This window comes from Roseivivax sp., from assembly GCF_054552075.1.
In genome coordinates this window covers 87,586-109,183 of sequence record NZ_JBTOLZ010000011.1, presented here as the reverse complement: position 1 = coordinate 109,183, position 21,598 = coordinate 87,586, and the positions used below count along the sequence as shown (strand labels likewise).

Genomic DNA, 21,598 nt, shown 5'->3' with positions numbered 1-21,598 from the left:
CCCTCAGGCGCTGAGACGGACGCGGGCCGCGGCCCCGTCGGCATGCTCGAGATGGAAGCGGCGCAAGAGGTTCTGCGCCGCCAGCGCGCGGTACTCAGCCGAGGCGCGCCAATCGGTGAGCGGCTGGCAATCCTGCGCCAGAGCCTTGGCCGCCGCCTCGAAGGCCGCTGCGCCGAAGGGCTGGCCCAAGAGCGCCGCCTCGGCGCCGGGCGCCCGGCGCGGCGTCGCCGCCATGCCGCCGAAGGCGATGCGCGCGCCCGTGATCACCCCGTCCGTGACCGTCACGCTGATCCCCGCGGCGAGCGCCGAGATGTCCTCGTCGCGCCGCTTCGAGACCTTGTAGGCGGCGTCGCGCTGGCCGGTTGCGGGACGCGGCAGGCGGATGCTCTCGACGAACTCGCCCGGCGCTCGATCCTGCTTGCCGTAATCGATGAAGAAGTCCTCGAGCGGCAGTGTCCGCCGCCCCTGCCCGTGCCGCAGCGTGACCGTGGCACCCAGCGCGATCAGCACGCAGGGCGTGTCGCCGATGGGCGAGCCATTGGCGATGTTGCCGCCGATGGTACCCATGTTGCGCACCTGCCAGCCGGCGATGCGGGCCCAGTAGGGCGCGAGATGCGGGATGTGCTCGGCTATCACCGGCTCGAGTCCGGAATAGCTGACGCCCGCGCCGATCTCGATGGCGTCTGCCTCGACCGCGATGCGCCGCAGCCCGTCGAGATGGCCGATGAAGACCGCCGGGCCGATGGGCTTGAGGAACTTGGTCACCCAGAGCCCGACGTCGGTGGCCCCGGCGATCACCGTCGCCTCGGGCAGTTCGGCCAGCACCTCCGCCAGGTCGTCGACCGAGCCCGGCAGGATGGCGCGGTTGTCCGCGGGCCCGCTGACCACGCGCCGCCCGTCGCGCATGGCGCGCAAGCGGTCCTCGATGGCCTCGCGCTCGGCGGCGATGGGGTCGTTCTCCGGCGTGCCGTAGGCATGGACCGCCTGCGCCGCGCGCAGGATCGGCGCGTAGCCGGTGCAGCGGCAGAGGTTGCCCTGCAGCGCCGTCTCGATCTCCTCGGTGGTGGGCCGCGGCGAGGCCATCCAGAGCGCGTAGAGCGACATCACGATGCCCGGCGTGCAAAAGCCGCACTGGCTGCCGTGGTGATCGACCATGGCCTGCTGCACCGGGTGCAGCGCGCCGCCGCGCGGCGAGAGGTGCTCGACCGTGACCACGTGGCAGCCGTCCACCGAGGCGAGGAAACGGATGCAGGCGTTCACCGTCTCGTAGCGCAACGCCCCGTCCTGCAGGCGGCCCACCAGCACGGTGCAGGCGCCGCAGTCGCCCTCGGCGCAGCCTTCCTTGGTGCCGGTCAGCCGCCGCGCCAGGCGCAGATGGTCCAGAAGCGTGTCGGACGCGCCGACGCCCTCGAGCACGACCTCGCGGTCGTTCAGCAGGAAACGGATCTCCGTGCGATGCGCCATGGCTCTCTCCCGTCGCGGATCTGTGGACTCTGCGGCAGACCATACGCCCGGAGCACCCCGACCGATAACAGAGCCAATCGGCAAATTCTTTCAACGAAGTGTTGAAAATACCCCCGCCCGGGGATCTGCTAGAAGGGCCTGGCCAGACCGGCCTGAGAGGGAGGGCCCGATGCCTTACGTGGAAAGCCTGCGCGTCTTCGCCCGTGTGGTGGAGCTGGGCAGTATCACCTCGGGCGGCCGCGACCTGCGGCTCACCCCGGCGGTGGCCAGCAAGCGGATCAAGGAGCTCGAACAGAAGCTCGGCGTGCGGCTCTTCAACCGCACCACGCGCTCGCTCACCCCGACCGAGGTCGGCCGGGTCTTCTACGAAGAGGCCAAGGAGGTGCTCGAACGGCTCGACCGCGCCGAGGCGGCTGTGGCGAATTACTCGCAGACCCCGCGCGGGGCGATCCGCGTCAGCGCCCCGCTGGGCATCGGGCGGCGGCTGGTGGCGCCCCTGGTGCCGGAGTTCACCGACGCCTACCCCGAGACGCAGGTGCGCATGCGGCTTTCCGACCGCCGGGTCGACATCCTGGGCGAGGAGATGGACGTGGCCTTCTTCCTCGGCAATCCGCGCGATTCCAACCTGAAGATGCGCAAGATCGCCGACTGCCCGCGGGTGCTGGTCGCCGCGCCTTCCTATCTCGCGCGTCACGGAAGCCCGCGGCGGCCCGACGACCTCCTGGGCGGGGCGCACAACTGCCTGCTCCTGCGCTATCCGCGCTCGCCCGAGTATTACTGGGTGCTCAACACGCCGGAGGGTCCGCGCAAGCTGGACGTGGCGGGCCGCTACGACGCCGACGACGGCGACATCCTGACCGACTGGGCGCTCGCCGGGCGGGGCATCGCGATGAAGCCGCGCTTCGACGTGGCCGGGCATCTCGACAGCGGCGCGCTGGTCGAGGTGCTGCCCGACTGCCCGCCGCCGCCCGCGCTCTTCGGGTGCCTTTATCCGCACAAGCGACTGCAGGACACCAAGCTGCGGCTCTTCATCGACTTCATGCAGGAGGCGGGGAAGCGGCGGCTCACCGGGTGAGTGGCGCGGGGCGGGCGGCGATCATGCGCTCCGATCCGCGCTCAGCCGGCCAGCCGCGCCCCCCAGAGCAGCGCAAAACCCAGGCACAACCAGGGGCCGAAGGCCAGCTCCGCCCCCCGCCCCTCACGCCGGAAAAGCGCGGCGGCCAGGCCACCGAGCGAGGCGATCAGCAAGAGGCTCGGCAAGGCCTGCCAGCCGAGCCAGGCGCCCGCCCCTGCGAAGAGCTTCGCATCGCCCAGCCCGAGGCCCTCGCGCCCGTGGCGTGCGAAAAACCACGCCCCGATAGCCCAGAAAACCGCGAAGCCGCCCCCCGCGCCCAGCACCGCGGCGCGCAGCTCCAGCCCGGGCGTGAGCGCGGCCAGCGCGAGGCCCGCCGCGAGTAGCGGCAGGGTGACCGCATCTGGCAGCCGGTGGTCGATCAGATCGCGCCAGGCAAGATACCCAAGCGCCGCAGCCAGGACCGGTGTCACGAGAAGTTCAACGCTCACTTGCGGCCGGACCTCCAAACAATTGCCGTTTTTTGAAACCCCAGCCGCCTCGCCCTCGTGAGTTGGCATGGTGAGCGAATTTCCGCCGCCCGATGCGGGCCCTTCCGGCTCGGCATGCGTGACAAGAACAGTGACAACAGGGAGAAGTAAATGACGTTTCCGATCAAGACAGCCGGTGGCTGCGCGCTCCTGGCCGCGCTTGCTGCGGGGGCGGGCGGGGTGCATGCCTCTTCCCACCGCGAAGCGCCTGGCATCACCCAGACCCCGAAGATCGACGCGACCGACTTCTACATGTTCAACAGTTACGAGACCGGCCGGGACGGCTATGTCACGCTGATCGCGAACTATCAGCCGCTGCAGGCGCCCTACGGCGGTCCGAACTACTTCACCATGGATTCCGACGCGATCTACGAAATCCACATCGACAACGATGGCGACGCGATCGAGGATCTGACGTTCCAGTTCGAGTTCGAGAACACGCTGGGCGCCGACGGCGCCGGCATCGCGCTGCCCATCGGGGACGAGACCGTGGCGATCCCGCTGCGTACCGCGGGCCAGATCAGCGGCGCGGAGGACGATCCGCTCAACGAGGTCGAGACTTATACCGTCAACATGGTCACTGGTGACCGCCGCAGCGGCAACGCCAGCGCCGTGACGATGACCGAGGGCGGTGCAACCTTCACCAAGCCGCTCGACAACATCGGGACGAAGACCATTCCCGACTATGAGGCCTATGCCGACCAGTACATCTACGAGGTCGACGTGCCGGGCTGCGACCTGCCGGGCCGGGTCTTCGCGGGTCAGCGCGAAGAGGCCTTCGCGGTGAACCTCGGCGAGGTTTTCGACCTGGTGAACCTGGTGCCGCTCGAGGGCAGCATCGAGAACACCCGGGCCAACGACGACCTCATCGGCCAGTTCAACGTCACCTCGCTGGCGCTGGAACTGCCGATCGCCTGCGTGACCGGCGACGGCAACGGCGTGATCGGCGGCTGGACGACCTCGAGCCTGCCGCAGGCGGAGGTCGAAGACCCCTCGCCCACCTATGAGGGCACCTCGGTCTTTGGCGGCGCCTGGGTCCAGCAGTCGCGCCTCTCGGCGCCGCTGGTCAACGAAGTGGTGATCGGCCTGCCCGACAAGGACCTCTTCAACGCCGCCGAGCCGACGCAGGACTCCGCGCTCGCCACCTATGTGACGAACCCGACCCTGCCGGCGCTGATCGACATCCTCTTCCGCGAGGCTCTGGGCGCCGAGGAGAACATCGCGCCTTCGAACCTGCCGCGCCAGGATCTGGTCACCGCCTTCCTCCAGGGCTTCCCGGGGCTGAACCAGCAAAGCACGGTGACCGCCTCCGAGATGATGCGCCTCAACACCGGCATTCCGGCGACGCCGCAGGGCTCGCAGAACAACTACGGTGTGCTGGCCGAGGATCTCGCGGGCTTCCCCAACGGCCGCCGTCCGGGCGACGATGTCGTCGACCTCGCGCTGCGCGTGGCCATGGGCCGGCTCTGCCACCCGGTGCCGCTTGGGGCGGAACTGGGCGTCGAGGGCGCCGAGGAGGACACCGAGAGCGACATGATCAACCTCGGTCTCTGCGCGCCTGAGGATGCGCCGGTGGGCGACGAGCCCTTCATCGACGGCGCGCCTGTCGATGCCTTTGACGTGACCGCCACCTTCCCCTACCTGCGGACCCCGCTTCCGGGCGCAGGCGGCGACAGCTGATCGGAAGGAGACAGACCATGTGGACTTATCCGAAACTGCCGATGCTGCTGGCCGGCGCGCTGCTTCTGGCCGCCTGTGACGGCGGCGGAGGCGGAGGCGACGGGGACGATGACAACGCGCAGGGGATCGCGTCGCTGGGCCAGGCCTTCGTGGCCGCCTTCAACCAGCCGCGCAACTCCCAGCCGGTCAACGCGCAGAGCACCAATCTCGTCCTGACGCCACAGGCACAGCCGTTCAATCCCTGATCCGCTCAGGGTGACACGGCCATGATCGGGCCCCCGGACAACCGTCCGGGGGCCCTTTTCGTCAGGGATCGGGTGCGTCCTGCCGCTCTGACGGCAGCGGCAGGAACCGGCGCGAGACGACGCTCACCGATTGGGCAGACAGCGCATCGCTCCGCCGGATGCGGCTTTCCATTCGGACTGCCGCGCCGTCGGCCTCGGCCAGCACCACCACATCGAAGAGGTTCGAGGTGAAGCCCGAGTGATCGGGCCGGACCGCGCCCGCGCCGCGCAGCGCCTCGCGGGTGATCTGCCCCTCGCGATCGCGCCGGGCAATGAGCCGCGCCGCGATGGCGCGATTGTTCAGCATGGCGCGCAGCAGCGGCGGCTCGACGGTGTTGAGGTTCACCGTGGCATCTGAAGGCAGCACGGCCACATGCGGCGACAGCGCCTCGATCGCGGCGGCGGGAACGCCAAAGGCTTCGAGGTCCGACAGAGAGCCCACCGGGCCGGTGCGCCTCAGGATCGCGGCGATGCGCCGGGCCAGCTCGGGCGGCTGGTCAAGCTCCACGAGCAGCCGGGCCAGCACCTCCACCGGGCCAAGCCCGCCCAGGGCCAGCCTGTTGATGTCGTATTTGCGCTGCAGGTCGCGGATCTCGACCGAGAAACGGCCGGTGACGAGCTGCACCTCCTCCTGCGCGATGGCGGCCCAGGCTTCGCCGAAGTGGTCGACATCGGGCGCCTGGTCGAGGTCGCGGCGCAGGGCCGCCACCACCGAGGCTTCGGCGCCCAGCGCGATGAGCTCGGCATCGCCGGCCCGCGACAGCCCGGTGACGCGGTCGATGGCGCTTTCGCGGCTGCTGAGCATCAGATGCACCACCGCCGCGCTGAGCGCGATGATCACCAGGACGTTGACCAGCACAACGCCGCTGTCGCGCCGCCGTCTCATCGCTGCGCCGCCCCGGGCAACGCGAAGAGGCGCACCAGGTCGGCCGCCTCCACCTGCCCCGGCGCGTCGAGCCGCAGCGTCAGCTCGGCAGCCACCGGCGGCGCCCCCGGCGCCTCGGCCTCGGACTGGCCGGCGGGCGGCCAGCTGTCGCGCCAGCGCCCGCCCCTGTCGAGAAGCCGCCAGCGCGCGCCCGCGACGCCGCCGAGCAGGCGTTGATCCACGGCCCCGCCCTCCTCTGCCCGCAGGACGCGCAGCAGCCGGCCCGCCTCGAGCCGCAGGTCCTGGCGGGCCAGCCCCTCGCCTTCGGCACGCAGGAAACTGAAGACCTCGGGGCCCAGCGTCACCGCGCCCGGGGCCAGCTGCGCCAGATCTCGGCGCAGCACCAGGAGCGCGCGGTCGATCTCGACCAGCCGCTCGAGCCGCGCCTCGGTGCCCGCGTTGACCCGCAGGACGGTGTTGAGAAGGTTGGCCCCGGCCAGGCTGACCAACGCGAAGAGCGCGAGCCCGACCAGCACCTCGACCAGCGTCAGCCCGGCATCGCGCGACCGGCCGGGCGCGGCGATCATACCGATGTCGCCCCGATCAGCGAAAAGTCCCCCGCGCCAACCTTCAGGACCGCCAGGCCCCGCTGGCAAAGTCCCGAGGACAGGAACCGGTAGGGGCCGAGCACGCCCGAGAAGCCGTCCTCGTCCAGAAGGCCGCGCCGCGATTGCGCGCCGCGCTGGCCCAGCACCCGCGCAAGCTCGGTGCCGTCATAGGCCAGCCCCGCGATGATCCCCGCGCTCTGGCCCGTGGCCTCGGCGAAGGCGTCGCGGAAGGGCGCAAAGCGCAGCGGGTCCGGGGCCGCGAACCAGGCGCCGTCGAAGGCCGGATCGCTTTCGAGATCGAGCGCCGACCACTGCGTCGAGCCGATAAGCTGGATGTCCTGGCCCGCCAGCGCCCGGGCGAAAGGCGCAAGCGTCGCATCGGCCGCCGGCAGATAGACCGCGTCGGGCCTGCCCCCGCCATCGGCCAGGGCGGCACCGATGCCCGCGGGCGCCTCGGTGACGATGGGCGCGCGCAGGTTCAGCCCGAGACGCGGCGCGATTTCCTGGGCGGCGGCCACCGATTGCGCGCCATAGGCGCCGGGCGGCACGATGATCGCCAGGTCGCGCAGGTTGCGCTGCGCGGCGAGGCTGAAGACCGCCTGCACCGAATGCGCCGGGGTGATCCCGAAGACGAAGACATCCTCCTGCGCGAGCGAGCCGTCGTTCGAGAGGCTCACCACCGGCACCCGTCCTGGCACGGCACCGGCCACCGCCCGCGCCTGGGCGCCGAAGACCGGGCCGATCAGCATGTTGGCGCCCGCGTCCACGGCATTGCGCGCCGCGGCGGCGGCATCCTCGGGGGTCGAGCCGCTGTCGAAGATGTCGATCCCGATGCCCGGGCCTCCGCCGAGGCTTGCAGCGCTCCGCAGCATCTGGCCTAGTCCCTCCGACGCCCCCGAGAGAGGCAGAAGCAGCGCCGCCCGGCCCGGTCCGGCGCCCTCCGAGCCGCCGGCCCCGGCCAGGCGCTCGGTCACGCCGCAACCCGCGAGGAGAGAGACGGATGTCGCCGCGACCCCCTTCAGAAGACCGCGCCGGGTGGCTCCGCCGGGGGCTGGGCGGCTTGGGTCGTGCGGGGCTCGGGCTGCTCGCGGCCGGTCTGGGTCTAGGCACATTGGGCGGCGCGCTCCTTTATCTCGCTCCGGTGACGATCCTTACATCCTCGCGCGATCTTCCACCACAGGTCGAGGCGCTCTACGGCTCGCTGCGCGAAGGGCGCGCGGTGCTGTCGAGCGGGCATCAGCTGAGCTGGCGCACCCGCCCCGGTCTGGGCCCCTGGCCCGGCTTTCTGGGAGAGATCCGGCTCGAGGGCGGGCGCACGGAGATCGCGGGCAGGCTGCGCCTGCACTGGCGGCGGCTGGGCGTCGAGGGGCTCTCGGGCCGCGCCGGGCCCGGGCTCGCAGCACTCGTCCCCGGCGCCTGGAGCTGCGAGCGGGCCGCCGATCTCAGCGGTGTCACGCTGCTTTGGCAGGGTGGCGCACCGCGGGCCGGTGGCGGGCTGGATCTGCCGGCGGGCCGCTGCACCAAAGGCGGGGTCGAGATCGCCCTGCCCGATCAGCGCCTGGACTTCGGCACCGGCGACCAGAGCGCCCGCGCGCGGCTCCGGGCCGGAGATCTGGGTGAAATCGCGGCGCTCGAGGTCACCGCCGCGCGCCGCGCGCATCTCAGGATCTCGCCCGAGGCGGGGCGCGTCTACCCGGTGCTGCCCCGGGGCGCCCCGATCGCGCTGGACTATGACTTCTGAGCCCCTCATCCGGCCAGGTCGTTCAGGCTGACGATCGGCATGAGGATCGCAAGCACCAGCAGCATCACGATCCCGCCCATGAGCAGAAGCACCCCCGGCTCGACCAGCGCCACCAGCGTTGCCACCTTGGCCTTGAGGTCGGCCGATTGCTCGGCCGCGCTGCGCTCGAGGCTGTGGCCGAGCGTGCCGCCGGCCTCGCCGCTGGCGATCATCGCGACCAGCATCGGCGGAAAGATCCCTGCCTCCTCGGCGGCGCGCGACAGGGGCGCGCCGTCCGAGACGCGCTGCGTCAACGCGGTGAGCTTGCCGCGCAGGTAGAGGTTGGGCACCGTGCCCGCCGCGGCGCGCAGCGCATCGGCCAGAGGCACGCCGCTTTGCACCAGCGTCGCCAGCGTGCCCGAGAACCGCGCGGAATTGACCTTCAGCACCGCTCCGCCGAGGACCGGCATCCGCGCCAGCGCCTGGTGCCAGCGCGCCCTGAGCGCCGGTTGGCGCAGCGCCCAGGCCCCGGTGACGGCGCAGAGCAGCCCCGCGGCCAGCAGCGGAAGCCCCCAGCGGTTGAGCGCGTCCGAAGCCGCGATCAGGGCGCGGGTCAGAAGCGGCAGCTCGGCCCCGCGCGAGGTGAAGACGCGCACGATGTCGGGCACGACAAAGGCCAGAAGCGCCGCGATCACCGCGATGGAGACCAGCGTCAGCAATGCCGGGTAGATCAGCGCGAGCTGCAGGCTCTGCCGGTTGCGCGCCTGGTCCTCGATGCTCTGGGCGAGATGCTCCAGCACGGCGGCAAGCCGGCCCGAGGTCTCTCCGGCGCGCACCGAGGCGCGGTAATACTCCCCGAAGCTGGCCGGGTGATCCTCGAGCGCGGCGGCGAAGCTGCGCCCGTCCAGAACCGCGCTGCGCAGGTTCAGAAGGACCGAGCCCTCGCGCGCGCTGCGGGCCTGATCGGCGACGATCTTCAGCGCATCCTCGATGCGGACGTTGGCCCCGACCAATGTCGCCAGCTGCCGGGTGACAAGCGCCAGCCGCTTCTGGCCCAGCCGCGCCTGTCCGAAGCCCAGCTCGCGCGAGAGCCCGGCGCCGGGCGCGGCGCGGCGCCGCGTCGGCTCGACCGAGAGCGGCAGCAGGTCGCGCCGACGCAGCTGCGCCCGTGCCGCCGCCGCGCTTGAGGCCTCGATCAGCCCGCGCGACTTGCGCCCGCCCGCATCGACCGCCTTGTAGAGAAACGCCGACATCGCCTCAGTCCGTCCGCTGCGGAGAGCTGTCGGCCGGCGCGGGCGCCTGCGGCGCGCCGGCCTGGTCCTCGCGGACGGCGCGGACCACTTCCTCAACGGTGGTCAGCCCCGCGGCGATCTTGTCGATCCCGTCCTGCAGGATGCCCGGCGCGGCCTGGCGCGCGGCGGCGACCAGCTCGGCCTCCGAGGCGCCCTGGTGGATCAGATGCTCGAGACGGCGGTCGGCGGCCACGATCTCGTAGATCGGCAGCCGCCCGAGATAGCCCTGTTGCGCGCAGGACGCGCAGCCCCCGGCGCGCCAGATCTCGGCGCCCTCGGCCAGCCCGCCCGAGAGGAAGGCGGCCTCGGCCGCGCTCAGACGGTCTGGGACGCGGCAGTCGGGGCAGAGCCGGCGCACCAGCCGCTGCGCCACCAGCCCGCGCACCATGGGCGCCAGCAGGAAGCGTTCGACCCCCATGTCGATCAGCCGCGACACCGCGCCGATGGCGGTATTGGTATGCAACGTGGACAGCACCAGGTGCCCGGTCATGGCGCTTTCCACCGCGATGCGCGCGGTCTCGGCATCGCGGATCTCGCCGACCATGATGACATCGGGATCCTGGCGCAGAAGCGCGCGCAGCCCGCGCGCGAAGGTCAGGTCGGTCTTGGGATTGACCTGCATCTGCCCGATCCCGTCCATCGAGTATTCGATCGGATCCTCGACGGTGAGGATATTGCGCTTGCGGTCGTTGAGATGGTGCAGCGCGGCATAAAGCGAGGTCGTCTTGCCCGAGCCGGTGGGCCCGGTGACCAGCACCAGCCCCTCGGGCGCCGCGATCACATGCTCGAAGGTCGCCCGGTCGCGCTCGGACATGCCGAGATGCGCGATCCCGCGCTGAGTCTGGCCCCGGTCGAGCAGGCGCAGCACCACCCGTTCGCCGAATTGCGACGGCAGGGTCGAGATCCGCACGTCCAGCTCGTAACCGCCCACCCGCAGGCTGACGCGGCCATCCTGCGGCAAGCGCTTCTCGGCGATGTCGAGCTTGCCCATGACCTTCAGGCGACTGGCCAGGAGAGGCGCCAGGGCGCGCTTCGGTTCGATCACGTCGCGCAGGATGCCGTCGACGCGGAAGCGCACCACGAAGCGCCGCTCCTCGACCTCGATGTGCATGTCCGAGGCGCCCTCCTTGACCGCCTGCAGCAGGAGCGCGTTGATCAGCCGGACCACCGGCGCATCGTCGTTCTGGTCCAGAAGGTCGTCCACCGAGGCCGCGCTTTCGGCCAGCATGGACAGGTCGTCGCCGTCGCTTGCGGCGATCTCGGCGGCCTCGCTGGCGCTGTTGCGGTAGACGCGGGCGAGCGTCTCTTCGAAGGTGGCACTGTCCACCTCCTCGAAGCCGATGAGCCGGCCTGCCACGCGTTGCGCCTCGATCAGCGCGCCGGGCGTGGCGGTGGGCAGATGCCGGCAGAACGGCGCGGCCTCCGGAGCGGCATCATCCGGGTCGAGCACCGCGCCATGCGCCTTGGCGAAGGCGTAGCTCAGCGCGGCGCTGCGCGCGGGCTCGGGCGCTGCGGGTCCGCTCGCTGCCGGCTCGGGCGTTGCGGGCACGGGCGTCTCGTCAGGCCGCAGTGCGGGATCGGCGGTCTCGGTCATCGCATGGCCTCCACGGTCAGCCGGGCGCTGACGACGCCCGGCGCGGTTTGGCGGTCGATCTCGAGCGCGGTGGCCTGCACCGCCTCCTCGCGTTCGAGCGCCACGATCCAATCCAGCACGTCGCGAAAGGCCGCCTCCTGGACCGAGAGCGACAGCCGCCCGCCCTGCGGCTCGATCCGCGCGAGCGCCACCCCGGCGGCCTCGGCGCTGCGGGTGACACGTTGGGCCAGCGGGGCCTCCTGGGCGGGCGCCGGCGCCGCGCTGCCGCCGCGCAGGTCTTCCGCGTCCGCGGCCAGGCGCGAGAGCGCCAGATGTCGCGAAATCTCGGTGTTGAGCCGGGCGCGTTCGGCCTGGATCGGCTGCCAGCCGAAGCGGAACAGCAAGAGCCCCGCGAGCAGCAGCCCGCCGCCGATCACCATCACCCGTTCGCGGGCCGAAAGGGAGGCAAGCAGGCTCATCCGCCCTCTCCCGGCCTTAAGGTCAGCGCGGCCTGCGCCCCCGAGGGGCCCGCGGTCGCCGTGCCCGCCGAGACCGAGAGCCCGGCCACCCGCAGCCGCTCCTCGGCGCTTTGCAGGCTTTCGAGCCCCGCCGCCGTGACCTCGAGCGTCAGCGTCGCGGGGGAGGCCGACCAGACCAGCCGATCGACGGTGACCGGCTCCGGCGCCTCGAGAAGCGCCGCCGAGGCGCGGTCGAGCAATCCGATCACGCCGCTCTCCGCCCGCGCCGAGACCGCCCGTGCGGTGAGCTGACGGTACAGCAGCCGGGGGTCGTCGGACAGCCGCGCCTCGGGCAGGGTCTCCGCGAGCCGCGCGGCGGCCTCGGCGCCGGTCTCCGCCGCGAGCCCGCGCAGCGCGCGCAGGTCGGCCCAGGCCAGCGCCAGATGCAGAAGTCCGACGCAGACAAGCGCCGCGGCCACCGCCTTCAGCGGCCGCACCAGGTTGCTCGGAGGGGCAAACTCTCCCTGCCGCAGATCCACCGCGCGGTCGGCGCGGTCTGGCGCGTCGCCCATCGGCTCTGCCGGCACATGCGCGATCCCGTCGGGCAGCGGCGCGCCGTGGTTTTCGACCCGGGGCCGGCCCGCGAGCTGCCAGAGGTGGTCAAGGCCCGCGACGGAGACGGCAAACCCGGTGCCGTCCGAGACCCGCACCAGCACCCGCTCGCCGTCGCGCAGCACCGCCCAGGCCACGCCGGCCTCGGGCGCCTCCGGTGCGGGCAGCACGAACTGCTCGGGCCGGATCGCGCCGCCGGGCCCCTCGTCGACGGCCTCGCGCATGATCTCGCGGCGCACCACGGCGGCGAGGACGCGCTTGTCCGGCAGGGTCCGGCACATGGCGATATGCACCGCCTCTAAGGGCTCGCCCAGCCGGTCCTCGAGAGCGAAGGGCAAGGCCGCGCGCCGCTGCCGTTCCGAGGCGGGGGGCAGGTCGACCGCGTGCAGGCTCACGTCCTCGGCGCGCAGGATCGCGGCCTGCGGCGCGCGGCCCGAAGAGGCCGCCAGCCGGGCCCGAAGCGCCTTGGCGCCGGCCGGTCCGGGGTCGTTTGGCCGCGCGGAAACCGCCGCCTCGCGCGGGGCCTTCAGGGAGCGCAAAAGCCGGTGCCTCACGCAGATTTCCTCTTATCAATCAGGTGTTTTTCGTTATATTCAGACCGTACTCCGTTGTGGCAGGTTTGCGAAGTGGCCCTTCATCCACGCCCAACGGAAAGTGAAAGTTTCATGATATGCGTCCTCACACGCCGGCCCCGGAGGCGGCGCGACAGGCAGGCAGGCGTCACCCTGATCGAGATGATGGTGGTGCTCGTCATTATCGCCGTCGTCGCGGCGATGATCGTGCCGAACGTGGTGGGCCGGCCTGACGAGGCCCGGGTGACCGTCGCCCGGACCGACCTGCGCAGCATAGAAAGCGCGCTTGAGCTCTACCGCCTCGACAACCGCGTCTATCCCACCACCTCGCAGGGCCTGGCCGCGCTGGTCGAGCCGCCCACCGCCCCGCCGGTGCCCGAGAACTTTCCGGCTGAAGGGTATCTCGATGCCATGCCCGAAGACCCCTGGGGCAACGATTACAGCTATCGCTCGCCCGGCCAGTCGCGGCCCTTTGACCTGATGAGCCTTGGCGCCGACGGACGGCCCGGGGGCGAGGATGTGAACGCCGACATCCTGCTCAACGACCGCCAGAGCGCGTCGAACTGAGATGGTCATCGCCGCGCCGCCTCCTGTCACATTTGGCCAGGCCCGGCCCAGCCGTGCCACGCCCTGCCCCGCTGCGCGCGCGCCGCGCCCCCGTCGCGGTCGCGGTCGCGAGGCGGGTGTGACGCTGGTCGAGGTGCTGGTGGTGCTGGCGCTCCTGGGTGTCACCGCCGGGGTCGCGGCGATCAGCCTGCGCCCCGAGGACCGCGCGGGGCGGGGCGGCGCGCAGGAGGCCGAGCTTCTGGCCGCCCGGCTCTCCATCGCGCTCGAGGGCAGCATGGTGGGCGGCCACGTCGCCGCGCTCGACTGGGAAGACGGCAGCTACCGTTTCATGCAGCGGCGGGACGGGGCATGGTCGGCCCACCCCAACCCGCGTCTCGGCACCTGGCAGAGCGTCGGTGGCAGCGGGCTGTCGCGCGAAGGCGCGGAGCTGGCCGAGCGCGAAGGCCGGCTGATGATCACGCCCGGCGCCCTGCCGCCTCCAACCGGCCCGGCGGTCTTCGCCCTGGGCGGCGCCCGGGGCGCGCGGGTGATCTTCGACGGGGTCACGGCCCGGGTGGAGGCGCCATGACCGGGCGGCGCGATCCCGAGGCGGGCTTCACCCTGATCGAGGCGCTGGTGGCCATGGCGGTCCTCGCCGTCTCGGCGGTGACGCTGCTGAGCGCCGCCGAACGGCATGTGGCGCAGACACGCGGCCTCTCCGACCGCATCCTCGCCCGCTGGGTGGCCGAGAACGCGCTGGTGGCGCAGCAGCTGGGCCTCGAGATGCGCCCGGATTGGCAAAGCGCCCTCGACCGCCGGATCGAGACCCGGACCGCGCGCCGCGCGCTCGAGGGCAGCGGGCTCCTGGAGGTGCGCGTGGCTGCCGGTCCACCCGGCGAACGCCTGGTGACGCTGACCGGCTATCTGCCCGACGGAGGGGCACCATGATCCCGCGGCCCTGGTTTTTCGCGGGCCTGGCGATCCTGGCCCTTGCCGCGACGCTCGGCCCGCCGGCGGCGCAGCTCGCCTGGCACCTCTCGGGCCACACCGGAGTGCTGCCGGCCTCCTATGCGCCCAGTGCCGAGGCGCGCGATACCGCGCGCGCCCCCGTCGGCACCGACAATATCCTGGCCCTCGCGCCCTTCGGCACGGCCAACGCCCCGCCCGCCGAGACCGAAGCCAAGGCCCCGGGCCGCGAGATCGACATCGACCTGCACGGCGTTCTCGTCTCGACCGACCCCGAGATATCGCGCGCGCTGATCGCCGTGGCGGGCAACGTCGACCGCTACCGGATCGGGGACAGCCTCTCCGAGGGCGTGCGCCTCACCGCCATCGGCCCCGAGGCCATCGAGGTCGAGATCGACGGCGAGGCCAGGCGCTTCGGCTTCGACGGCGCGCTCGACGGCAGCGCCCCGGCGCCCGAGGCCACCGCGGAGGCCGCGCCCGCGGACGCCCCCGCCTCGCCGCTCGACCGGCTGCGCGCGGCCATCGTGCCCGGGCGCGGCTCGCTCGATCTGCGCGAGGCCCCGCCGCCCGAGACCACCCAGGAGTACATCGACTTGTGGCGCGGGCGCATCATCGAGGACCCGCAATCGGTGCTCGACACGATAGGCTTGGTGCCTGGGCCCGAGGGCTATAGAATCGACGCCAATCCGAACATCGGCGTGACCCTGGCGGGACTGAAGCCCGGCGACCTGGTCACCAAGGTGAACGGACAGGCTGTCGGTGATCCCGACGAGGACCGCACCTTCTACGACGAGGTCGCCGCCTCGGGGCAGGCCAGGCTTGAAGTTGTGCGGGACGGCGAGACCCTGCTCATGTCGTTCCCGCTCCGGTAAAGAGGACCCGCGCCCGTGCATCCGATCCGCCGCATTCTTCGCCATCTGGCCGCCGCCGGCGCGCTGGCCGTCACGCTGGCCCTGCCGGCCGCAGGCCAGAGCCTCTCGGAGGAGGGCGACTACGTCATCAACCTGCGCGCAGCCGATATCTCCACTCTGGCCGAGCAGGTCTCCGAGATCACCGGCCGCACGCTGGTGGTGGCCCCCGAGGTCTCGGGCGATGTCACCGTGATCTCGGCCGAGCCGCTGTCGGAATCCGGGGTCTGGGAGCTGTTCCAGTCGATCCTGCGCGTGCGGGGCTTCGTCGCGGTGGAAAGCGGCGTCGTCTGGGAAATCGTCGGCGAAGCCGAGGCCCGCGCCAAGGGCATGACCGTGGACAGCGTGCTGAGCGGGCGGCAGGACACCACGACGCGGATCCTCGAACTCGACCGCCTGCCCGCCGCCGAGGCGGTCCGCGTGCTGCGCCCGCTGGTGGCGGAGGCCGGCTACCTCGAGGCGCTCGAGGACCCGAACGCGATCATCATCACCGACACCCGCGCCAACGTCGACCGCATCGTCGAGATCGCCAGCACCTTCGACGGCCCGGCGAACCTCAGAACCGAGGTGGTGCGCTTTTCCTACGCCGAGGCCGACGCGGTCCTGCAGGCGCTGCGCGAGGTACTGGGCACCTCGGGCACCGGCGCGCGGCTGTCGGTCGACCCGGCCTCCAACGTGCTCCTGGTGCGCGGCACCGAGGCCGAGATCAACATGGTCCGCGACCTCGCGCAGGACATGGACGTGGCGCCGCGCCAAAGCCCGCAGGCGCAGCTGCGCACCCATGTCTACGAGCTGCAATACGCCGATGCCGAGGTGGTGGCCGAGATCGTCAACGGCACGCTGGGCGGGGCGACGGATCTGGCCAATCCCGTCGCCGAGGCGGTCGGCGCGCAGGAAGAGGGCGCGCAGCCCGGCGTCGCGGAGCCCGCGGCCCCTGCCCCCGCCGTCGCCGTGCAGGCCTCCACCGCGACCAATTCCGTGGTGATCCGCGGCACCGCGCAGCAGATCCGCGAGGTCATCGCCATCGTCGGCGCGCTCGACCAGGAGCGCCCGCAGGTGATGATCGAGGCGGCCATCGTCGAGGTCTCGGGCGATGTGGCCGAACGGCTCGGGGTGCAGCTGGGCTTCGGAGATCAGCTGCCCAGCACCGGCTTCGCTTCCACCTCCTTTTCCAACGGCGGCACCTCGCTTGGCTCGGTGCTGGCCGCGCTCGGGGTGCCCGGCGCCTCCGGGATCGCGCCAGGGCTGACCCTGGCGGGCACCTCGGACGACTTCGGGGTGCTGGTCCAGGCCCTTGGCCAGTCGACCCGGGCCAAGCTGCTCTCGACGCCCTCGATCACCACGATGGACAATGAAGCCGCCACCATCGTGGTCGGCCAGAACGTGCCCTTCCGCACCGGCAGCTTCGCCACCGACGGAAATACGCTCACCCCTTTCACCACGATCGAACGGCGTGACGTCGGCATCACCATGGACGTGCTGCCGCGGGTCACCTCGAACGGCGTGGTGCGGCTGGACATCTCGCAGGAGGTCTCTTCGCTGGTCAACGCCAACGTCCAGGGTGCCGCCGATCTGATCACCAACCGCCGGGTAATCGAGACCACGGTCCAGTCCCGCGACGGCGGCACCGTGGTGCTGGGCGGGCTGATCACCGACGACTCGCAGAGCTCCACCTCGAAGGTGCCGGGGCTCGGAGACGTGCCGGTGGTGGGCAACCTCTTCCGCTCGCGGTCGCGCGACGAGACCCAGCGCACGCTGTTCGTCTTCATGCGCCCGACCGTCCTCGACAGCGCCCATGAGGCCCGCGCCATCGCCGAACGCCGCTACCAGCGCCTGCGCAAGGCCGACGCCGCCGAACAACCGCGCAGCCTGCTGAAGGAGCGCAAGGTCGAGAAGCTGCCGCTGGAGCTGAACGGGCTGTATTGAGCCGGCGGGCGGCACGGTTCGGATTGGGTGGGTCGACCGGCTGTCCGCGCCGATGGCGTTCGGTTGGGCACAGGCTCACCGCTGGCGGCGCGGATCGAAACTAGGCGGTGCCGGAGAGGCGCGCGGGATGCGTCTGCATGTCAGGGTTTTATTTTGTAGAGGTGTGCGTCACCTGAGGCTGGCGGAAAAGGCAGGCTTTGCTCGCTGCACGGTATCTTTCGTTGCTCCTTCGAACAGGACTTGGGGATGCCAGGATATTCGGGTTTCGCATTATAGGTGAAGCCTCCTGACGTTCGAGGCAAAGGTGTGTAGTGTGGCGCGGAGCCGTCAAACCTGCCGTTCGCCGCAACCGCGTAATCCACTGGTCAACCGATTCACCAATTGCGGGACGCAACGGTCTTTCACTTAAGTTTCGGCTGGGCGGAGAGCTCTGCGAGAGTGGTCATGGCTGTTGCTGCGAGCAAGCCAAAGGAGACAAAAATTAGAGCCCAATTAGCAAATAAAAGCTGCCTGTGTTTTCTCCGCTCTTTATCATACTCTTGGACAGTCTTTAGACCAATGGGAGCAGCTTTATAAGAATTGCCAGTCCTTATCACATCCTGAGTTTCAACTAGGGAACTGAGGATGAATTCAAGTTCACGGTCGGCGTAAATTAGCTTTGGATTCCTGTTTGCATTGCTCCCATATAGCCTCCTGAGCCACTCCCTTACAGTAAGTCCTTGACCAAGAATTAGCTCTTCATCACCCCAGTGCTTTGTTTCGTAAGCCAACATCTGGCGCAATATCTTTATTCTACCCCCTTCAAGCTTCTGGAATACACCCAAAGAATATTCGAATGATTTGCGCCAAGCTCTGATTCTAGGTGCATATCCAGTAAATTCACCCCAAAAATATGAAGACAGTGTATCGTATCGAATTCTGATATCTTTGTACTGATGAGTGATTTCAAGTGAGCTATCAGCAGCCAACTCATTAGAGATGCAGATCCTGCAAAATTGACCATCGGAGAAACGCGTTATGCCCTCAAATCCCTTTGAAATCTTGCTCTGAACCAGCAGTCCATAATTTTCTTGATTCTGACCAATCCACACCGAATAAAAGTTATGGTAACGAACTGCGTCTCCGCTTAGAGGGTAGCGCTCCGGCATAGGCCGCTGAAGCACTCGGAGAACGGCCCACCTCAAAAGTAAAATTTTTATTCTCTTTGCCAGCATGATAAAGGAGTCGGTCATTTCATGCCCAAAATCAAGGCTGAGACGGCTCCTGCGATCCGGCGGGCGGTGGGACTGCCGGTCATGTGATCCTCGGCACCAAATGTGTCGATGCTGAATCAAATGAGTATCGAGCACGTCCTTTTCCGACGTCTCCCGTTGCGCAAGCTATCCGCCGGTCGGCCTCGCGCATCCTCCGGTCGGGCAGAAGCGGCTTGAACGGTGTGGCCGAATGCGTAGCACTGGAGCCTTGAGCGGCCCGCCCGTACCCGGAGCCCGACGAGGCACCGGCCTGGCAGAGCCAATTCAGGAGGAGGACCCCATGAGACTACCACTGCTTCTGGCGGCGCTGACCGCCTTCGGCGGGGGCGCGGCCCTGGCCGGCGACACATCCGACACCGCCGAGGCGGAAGGCGCGGCCACCGGCGCGGAGACCGCCGAAATTCAGGACATCGACGTCTCCGAAGCCGATACCGCCCAAGGCGAGAAGGCATACCAGGCGGTCTGCCGCAACTGCCACGGCCCCAAGGCCCAGGGCGTCGCGAGCTATCCGCGCCTGTCGGACAAGGAGGTCGCTTATCTGGTCGATCGGCTCGAAACCTATCGCTCGGGAGAGAAGATCGGCCCGAACTCGATGCTCATGATCCCGCATGCAAAGGAGCTGTCGGACGAGGAGATCCTCAACATCGCGGTCTATGTGACCACCGCCTTCGAGTGAGACGCGGACCCGCCGCCCCCCTACTTTGGTCGGGTGAGCGGGGTTTCACATGCAGATTTCGTTTACGGGACCCGGGACATCTGCCTAGCCTCCAGTGGTGCCGGTTGACCTAGCGTCCGCTTGGCGGATCGGGGCCGCCGGCCCATAAAGCAAAGGGAGGATACGATGCTTTATAGATCTCTCCGGACAACCGCTGCCTATATCATTCCGGTCGCCGCAGGATGCGCCCTGACCGCCGCGCCGGCCGTCGCCCAGACGGGCATGAACACCACCGCGCTCGAACATGAAGTGGTGCTCGAGGGGCTCGAGAACCCCTGGGACATGGCCTTCCTCGATGACGGCACGATGCTGTTCACCGAGAAGTGCAAGGGCCTCTCGGTCCGCATGCCGGACGGCACCGTCAACGCCCTCTACGGGGTTGGCGACACCGAGGGCTATCCCTCGAACGGCTCGGACCTCTTCTGCGAGGGCCAGGCCGGGATGATGGGCGTCGCCTTCGATCCGAGCTTCTCGGACAACCGCCGGATCTACGTCTACTCGACCTCGAACATGTCGGATCCGCACACCAACCGGCTGATGCGCTTCACCGTGAACGAGGATTTTTCCGGCGTCTCCGATCGCACCGATATCGTCGATGACGTGCCCTACAAGATGGAGGCCTCCGATCATCCCTTCGGCGGTCCCGGTGCGCATAACGGCGGAAGGGTGCGCTTTGATTCCGAGGGCAACCTCTGGCTGACCACCGGCGACAACCACAACGAGGAGGTCCCGCAGAGCCCGACGCTTATGGGCTCCAAGGTGCTGCGGCTCGACACCGACGGCAATGCCGCCGAGGGCAACAGCCCGCCCGAGGGCTTCGATCCGCGCACTTACACCTATGGTCACCGCAACGTGCAGGGCATCGCCTTTCATCCGGAGACCGGCGCGGCAATCACCGCCGAGCACGGGCCCTGGCATTCGGACGAGATCACCATCCTCGAGAACGGTGGCAACGCCGGATGGGATCCGCGCGACAACATGGCCGGTCGCGGTGACTGCCCCGACGGCTATTGCGGCTACATGCCCAACCAGAACGAGGGCATGAACCGTTACGAGCGCGCGGCCTTCATGCCGATGACGGATTTCGAGACCTATCCCGACGCCATGCCGCCAATCTGGACCAACAATGGCTGGTCGCAGGGCACCTCCTCGGCCGCCTTCCTCGAGGGCGAGGCATGGGGCGATTGGGACGGTGCCATGGTTGTCGGCATCATGGGCATCGGCTTTGGCGGCACGCCCATCGGTCAGCGCATCGACGTGATCCAATTCAACGACGACAACACCGGCGTTGAGGACGTGACCGAGATGACCCTGCCGATGGATGCGGGGCGCTTCCGCTCGGTGGTGCTGGGGCCCGACGGCAGCCTCTATACCGCCGTGGACGAGGGCATGATCCACAAGCTGACACCTGGACAGTAATCCGGGACCAATCCGCGCCGCCTCAAGGGGCGGCGCGGGCAACCTCACTCGCCCGAGATCAGCCTGTCCGGCACTTCGAAGCGCTGATCGTCGACCCGGATGACATGCATGCCGTCCTCGAGCCGCCAATCGGTGTCTGTGCCGACCCCCGACATCGTCGCATTGCCGCGCAGGAACTGGCCATGCGCGAAGATCAGTGTGCGCCGGAAGCCGTTCTGAAAGGTCGCGACCAGCGTCGCATCGCCGCCGCTGCCGCGCGCGGAGCGGATCGTGCAGCGGCCCATCGGCTCGCCGGGGTTCTGCGCGCAGGCGACCTCGGCGCGGAGGTCGAAATCGCCGCGCTTGGCCCGGGCGGCGCTGTCGTCGAGCCCGCGCGCGACCACGCCATCGGGGCCTTCGACCGGTGCCAGCTGCGCGGCTGGCAGATGGCCGCGCGGGCCGCCTGAGAGCGGCGCGACCCTGCACCAGATGACACTCGCCACGCTCTCGCAGCCAAGATTGGACAGGATCGTCCCCGGGGCGAGGCTGGCGGCAGGGGCGGCCTCCTCATTGGGCGCGCTGCGCAGGGGAACGGGCGCCTCGCCCAACAGCCGCCAGCGCCGGATGCCGCCTGCTTCGGCCGCGGCGGGAACCGTTGCCTGCGCTGCCGAGGCGCCTCGCTCCTGCGCTATACCGGGACCTGCAAGCGGCACGAGCGTCAGTGCGAGGATCACGAGAAGCCGGAAACGGCACTCTGTGTCGGACAAGAGGGTCAGCCGCCACGCGGGGGCTTTAGCATCGATGAAATCACACAAGCATGTAGGGATCATTGCACCAGCGTCTTCAAGATTGCGCCTAAGCCACCAAGCCAGAATAGACACCCGGAATCACTCAGATTGGATTGGTAGGTCTTCCTCGATCTTGAATGTCTTATCCCGCTGCATCCAAGCGCAATTTTTTTGGTGGGTATATAGGCGGGTATGCCCGCATGGCCTGATTTTTATGCAATATTATCAGGGGTAAATGGCGGAGAGGAAGGGATTCGAACCCTCGAGACGGTTTCCCGCCTACACACTTTCCAGGCGTGCGCCTTCGACCACTCGGCCACCTCTCCGCGGCGGTGTCTAGCGGAAGTCCGGGGCCGGGTGCAAGGGGC

The 21,598-nt window shown here is 69.5% G+C and carries 22 protein-coding genes and 1 tRNA gene; 11 read left to right on the top strand and 12 right to left on the bottom strand.

Features of this window, described 5'->3' with window-relative positions; genetic code table 11:
- Positions 1–3: 3 nt before the first annotated feature.
- Positions 4–1,464 carry a xanthine dehydrogenase small subunit gene (gene xdhA, locus ACX938_RS10495; protein WP_459431010.1) on the bottom strand — a complete coding sequence of 487 codons (1,461 nt, stop codon included), beginning with the start codon at positions 1,462–1,464 and terminating at the stop codon, positions 4–6.
- A gap of 169 nt (positions 1,465–1,633) precedes the next feature.
- Here xdhA and ACX938_RS10490 point away from each other — a divergent pair, with 169 nt between their 5' ends.
- The gene (locus tag ACX938_RS10490; RefSeq protein ID WP_459431009.1) at positions 1,634–2,539 is read left to right on the top strand and encodes a LysR family transcriptional regulator; all 906 of its coding nucleotides are present in this window, start codon (positions 1,634–1,636) and stop codon (positions 2,537–2,539) included.
- A gap of 41 nt (positions 2,540–2,580) precedes the next feature.
- Here ACX938_RS10490 and ACX938_RS10485 read toward each other — a convergent pair whose 3' ends face one another.
- The gene (locus ACX938_RS10485; protein WP_459431008.1) at positions 2,581–3,096 is read right to left on the bottom strand and encodes a prepilin peptidase; all 516 of its coding nucleotides are present in this window, start codon (positions 3,094–3,096) and stop codon (positions 2,581–2,583) included.
- Positions 3,097–3,177: 81 nt separating this feature from the next.
- Here ACX938_RS10485 and ACX938_RS10480 point away from each other — a divergent pair, with 81 nt between their 5' ends.
- Positions 3,178–4,746: a DUF4331 domain-containing protein gene (locus ACX938_RS10480; RefSeq protein WP_232755665.1), complete on the top strand. Its 1,569-nt coding sequence runs from the start codon at positions 3,178–3,180 to the stop codon at positions 4,744–4,746.
- 17 nt (positions 4,747–4,763) lie between these two features.
- Positions 4,764–4,991: a hypothetical protein gene (locus ACX938_RS10475; RefSeq protein WP_459431007.1), complete on the top strand. Its 228-nt coding sequence runs from the start codon at positions 4,764–4,766 to the stop codon at positions 4,989–4,991.
- 61 nt (positions 4,992–5,052) lie between these two features.
- On the opposite strand, the gene ACX938_RS10470 is transcribed toward ACX938_RS10475, so the two are convergent.
- Genes ACX938_RS10470 through ACX938_RS10460 form a run of 3 tightly spaced genes read right to left on the bottom strand, consistent with a single transcriptional unit; the run spans position 5,053 to position 7,375 of the window.
- Positions 5,053–5,916 carry a type II secretion system minor pseudopilin gene (locus tag ACX938_RS10470; protein ID WP_459431006.1) on the bottom strand — a complete coding sequence of 288 codons (864 nt, stop codon included), beginning with the start codon at positions 5,914–5,916 and terminating at the stop codon, positions 5,053–5,055.
- Positions 5,913–6,482, bottom strand: a complete 570-nt coding sequence (locus ACX938_RS10465) for a type II secretion system protein GspJ (RefSeq protein ID WP_459431005.1) — start codon at positions 6,480–6,482, stop codon at positions 5,913–5,915. The genes ACX938_RS10470 and ACX938_RS10465 overlap by 4 nt, the downstream gene beginning before the upstream one ends.
- Positions 6,479–7,375, bottom strand: a complete 897-nt coding sequence (locus ACX938_RS10460; protein ID WP_459431004.1) for a type 1 periplasmic-binding domain-containing protein — start codon at positions 7,373–7,375, stop codon at positions 6,479–6,481. Before ACX938_RS10460 ends, ACX938_RS10465 begins: the two co-directional genes overlap by 4 nt.
- A 269-nt stretch (positions 7,376–7,644) precedes the next feature.
- On the opposite strand from ACX938_RS10460, the gene ACX938_RS10455 reads away from it, so the two are divergent.
- Positions 7,645–8,244 carry a hypothetical protein gene (locus ACX938_RS10455; protein WP_459431003.1) on the top strand — a complete coding sequence of 200 codons (600 nt, stop codon included), beginning with the start codon at positions 7,645–7,647 and terminating at the stop codon, positions 8,242–8,244.
- A gap of 5 nt (positions 8,245–8,249) precedes the next feature.
- Here ACX938_RS10455 and ACX938_RS10450 read toward each other — a convergent pair whose 3' ends face one another.
- Genes ACX938_RS10450 through gspL form a run of 4 tightly spaced genes read right to left on the bottom strand, consistent with a single transcriptional unit; the run spans position 8,250 to position 12,712 of the window.
- A complete protein-coding gene (locus ACX938_RS10450; RefSeq protein ID WP_459431002.1) occupies positions 8,250–9,476 on the bottom strand; it encodes a type II secretion system F family protein in 1,227 nt (408 codons plus the stop codon).
- 4 nt (positions 9,477–9,480) lie between these two features.
- Positions 9,481–11,109: a GspE/PulE family protein gene (locus ACX938_RS10445; RefSeq protein ID WP_459431001.1), complete on the bottom strand. Its 1,629-nt coding sequence runs from the start codon at positions 11,107–11,109 to the stop codon at positions 9,481–9,483.
- Positions 11,106–11,567 carry a type II secretion system protein GspM gene (gspM, locus tag ACX938_RS10440; protein ID WP_459431000.1) on the bottom strand — a complete coding sequence of 154 codons (462 nt, stop codon included), beginning with the start codon at positions 11,565–11,567 and terminating at the stop codon, positions 11,106–11,108. The genes ACX938_RS10445 and gspM overlap by 4 nt, the downstream gene beginning before the upstream one ends.
- Entirely contained in the window at positions 11,564–12,712 is a 1,149-nt protein-coding gene (gspL, locus tag ACX938_RS10435) for a type II secretion system protein GspL (RefSeq protein WP_459430999.1), read from the bottom strand. Before gspL ends, gspM begins: the two co-directional genes overlap by 4 nt.
- 111 nt (positions 12,713–12,823) lie before the next feature.
- Here gspL and gspG point away from each other — a divergent pair, with 111 nt between their 5' ends.
- The 5 genes from gspG to gspD are packed head-to-tail and all read left to right on the top strand — an operon-like array spanning position 12,824 to position 17,076.
- Positions 12,824–13,297 carry a type II secretion system major pseudopilin GspG gene (gene gspG, locus ACX938_RS10430; RefSeq protein ID WP_459430998.1) on the top strand — a complete coding sequence of 158 codons (474 nt, stop codon included), beginning with the start codon at positions 12,824–12,826 and terminating at the stop codon, positions 13,295–13,297.
- Position 13,298: 1 nt separating this feature from the next.
- Positions 13,299–13,865 (top strand): prepilin-type N-terminal cleavage/methylation domain-containing protein, encoded by a 567-nt coding sequence (locus ACX938_RS10425; RefSeq protein ID WP_459430997.1) that lies wholly within the window; start codon positions 13,299–13,301, stop codon positions 13,863–13,865.
- Entirely contained in the window at positions 13,862–14,224 is a 363-nt protein-coding gene (gene gspI, locus ACX938_RS10420; protein ID WP_459430996.1) for a type II secretion system minor pseudopilin GspI, read from the top strand. Before ACX938_RS10425 ends, gspI begins: the two co-directional genes overlap by 4 nt.
- Complete coding sequence (locus ACX938_RS10415) at positions 14,221–15,114, top strand: type II secretion system protein N (protein WP_459430995.1); 894 nt, start codon at positions 14,221–14,223, stop codon at positions 15,112–15,114. The genes gspI and ACX938_RS10415 overlap by 4 nt, the downstream gene beginning before the upstream one ends.
- 15 nt (positions 15,115–15,129) lie before the next feature.
- Positions 15,130–17,076 (top strand): type II secretion system secretin GspD, encoded by a 1,947-nt coding sequence (gspD, locus tag ACX938_RS10410; protein ID WP_459430994.1) that lies wholly within the window; start codon positions 15,130–15,132, stop codon positions 17,074–17,076.
- A gap of 401 nt (positions 17,077–17,477) precedes the next feature.
- Here gspD and ACX938_RS10405 read toward each other — a convergent pair whose 3' ends face one another.
- The gene (locus ACX938_RS10405) at positions 17,478–18,308 is read right to left on the bottom strand and encodes a hypothetical protein (protein ID WP_459430993.1); all 831 of its coding nucleotides are present in this window, start codon (positions 18,306–18,308) and stop codon (positions 17,478–17,480) included.
- A gap of 301 nt (positions 18,309–18,609) precedes the next feature.
- Between ACX938_RS10405 and ACX938_RS10400 the strand changes: the two genes are divergently transcribed.
- Both ACX938_RS10400 and ACX938_RS10395 read left to right on the top strand, forming a co-directional pair.
- Positions 18,610–19,005 carry a c-type cytochrome gene (locus ACX938_RS10400; RefSeq protein WP_459430992.1) on the top strand — a complete coding sequence of 132 codons (396 nt, stop codon included), beginning with the start codon at positions 18,610–18,612 and terminating at the stop codon, positions 19,003–19,005.
- Between the two features lie 165 nt (positions 19,006–19,170).
- The gene (locus tag ACX938_RS10395) at positions 19,171–20,463 is read left to right on the top strand and encodes a PQQ-dependent sugar dehydrogenase (RefSeq protein ID WP_459430991.1); all 1,293 of its coding nucleotides are present in this window, start codon (positions 19,171–19,173) and stop codon (positions 20,461–20,463) included.
- Between the two features lie 44 nt (positions 20,464–20,507).
- Here the strand turns inward: ACX938_RS10395 and ACX938_RS10390 are convergent, their stop codons facing one another.
- Positions 20,508–21,257 (bottom strand): hypothetical protein, encoded by a 750-nt coding sequence (locus tag ACX938_RS10390; RefSeq protein ID WP_459430990.1) that lies wholly within the window; start codon positions 21,255–21,257, stop codon positions 20,508–20,510.
- Positions 21,258–21,466: 209 nt separating this feature from the next.
- A tRNA-Ser gene (locus ACX938_RS10385) sits at positions 21,467–21,556 on the bottom strand.
- Between the last annotated feature and the right edge of the window lie 42 nt (positions 21,557–21,598).

What these genes read in the sequence shown, in the direction of transcription:
- gspG (WP_459430998.1), top strand. Translation starts at nt 12,824, where the DNA reads ATGATATGCGTCCTCACACGCCGGCCCCGGAGGCGGCGCGACAGGCAG.
- ACX938_RS10475 (WP_459431007.1), top strand. Translation starts at nt 4,764, where the DNA reads ATGTGGACTTATCCGAAACTGCCGATGCTGCTGGCCGGCGCGCTGCTT.
- ACX938_RS10400 (WP_459430992.1), top strand. Translation starts at nt 18,610, where the DNA reads ATGAGACTACCACTGCTTCTGGCGGCGCTGACCGCCTTCGGCGGGGGC.
- xdhA (WP_459431010.1), bottom strand. Translation starts at nt 1,464, where the DNA reads ATGGCGCATCGCACGGAGATCCGTTTCCTGCTGAACGACCGCGAGGTC.
- ACX938_RS10460 (WP_459431004.1), bottom strand. Translation starts at nt 7,375, where the DNA reads ATGCTGCGGAGCGCTGCAAGCCTCGGCGGAGGCCCGGGCATCGGGATC.
- ACX938_RS10405 (WP_459430993.1), bottom strand. Translation starts at nt 18,308, where the DNA reads ATGACCGACTCCTTTATCATGCTGGCAAAGAGAATAAAAATTTTACTT.
- ACX938_RS10465 (WP_459431005.1), bottom strand. Translation starts at nt 6,482, where the DNA reads ATGATCGCCGCGCCCGGCCGGTCGCGCGATGCCGGGCTGACGCTGGTC.
- ACX938_RS10450 (WP_459431002.1), bottom strand. Translation starts at nt 9,476, where the DNA reads ATGTCGGCGTTTCTCTACAAGGCGGTCGATGCGGGCGGGCGCAAGTCG.
- ACX938_RS10490 (WP_459431009.1), top strand. Translation starts at nt 1,634, where the DNA reads ATGCCTTACGTGGAAAGCCTGCGCGTCTTCGCCCGTGTGGTGGAGCTG.
- ACX938_RS10480 (WP_232755665.1), top strand. Translation starts at nt 3,178, where the DNA reads ATGACGTTTCCGATCAAGACAGCCGGTGGCTGCGCGCTCCTGGCCGCG.
- ACX938_RS10485 (WP_459431008.1), bottom strand. Translation starts at nt 3,096, where the DNA reads ATGCCAACTCACGAGGGCGAGGCGGCTGGGGTTTCAAAAAACGGCAAT.
- gspI (WP_459430996.1), top strand. Translation starts at nt 13,862, where the DNA reads ATGACCGGGCGGCGCGATCCCGAGGCGGGCTTCACCCTGATCGAGGCG.
- ACX938_RS10415 (WP_459430995.1), top strand. Translation starts at nt 14,221, where the DNA reads ATGATCCCGCGGCCCTGGTTTTTCGCGGGCCTGGCGATCCTGGCCCTT.
- ACX938_RS10470 (WP_459431006.1), bottom strand. Translation starts at nt 5,916, where the DNA reads ATGAGACGGCGGCGCGACAGCGGCGTTGTGCTGGTCAACGTCCTGGTG.
- gspM (WP_459431000.1), bottom strand. Translation starts at nt 11,567, where the DNA reads ATGAGCCTGCTTGCCTCCCTTTCGGCCCGCGAACGGGTGATGGTGATC.
- ACX938_RS10395 (WP_459430991.1), top strand. Translation starts at nt 19,171, where the DNA reads ATGCTTTATAGATCTCTCCGGACAACCGCTGCCTATATCATTCCGGTC.
- ACX938_RS10445 (WP_459431001.1), bottom strand. Translation starts at nt 11,109, where the DNA reads ATGACCGAGACCGCCGATCCCGCACTGCGGCCTGACGAGACGCCCGTG.
- ACX938_RS10425 (WP_459430997.1), top strand. Translation starts at nt 13,299, where the DNA reads ATGGTCATCGCCGCGCCGCCTCCTGTCACATTTGGCCAGGCCCGGCCC.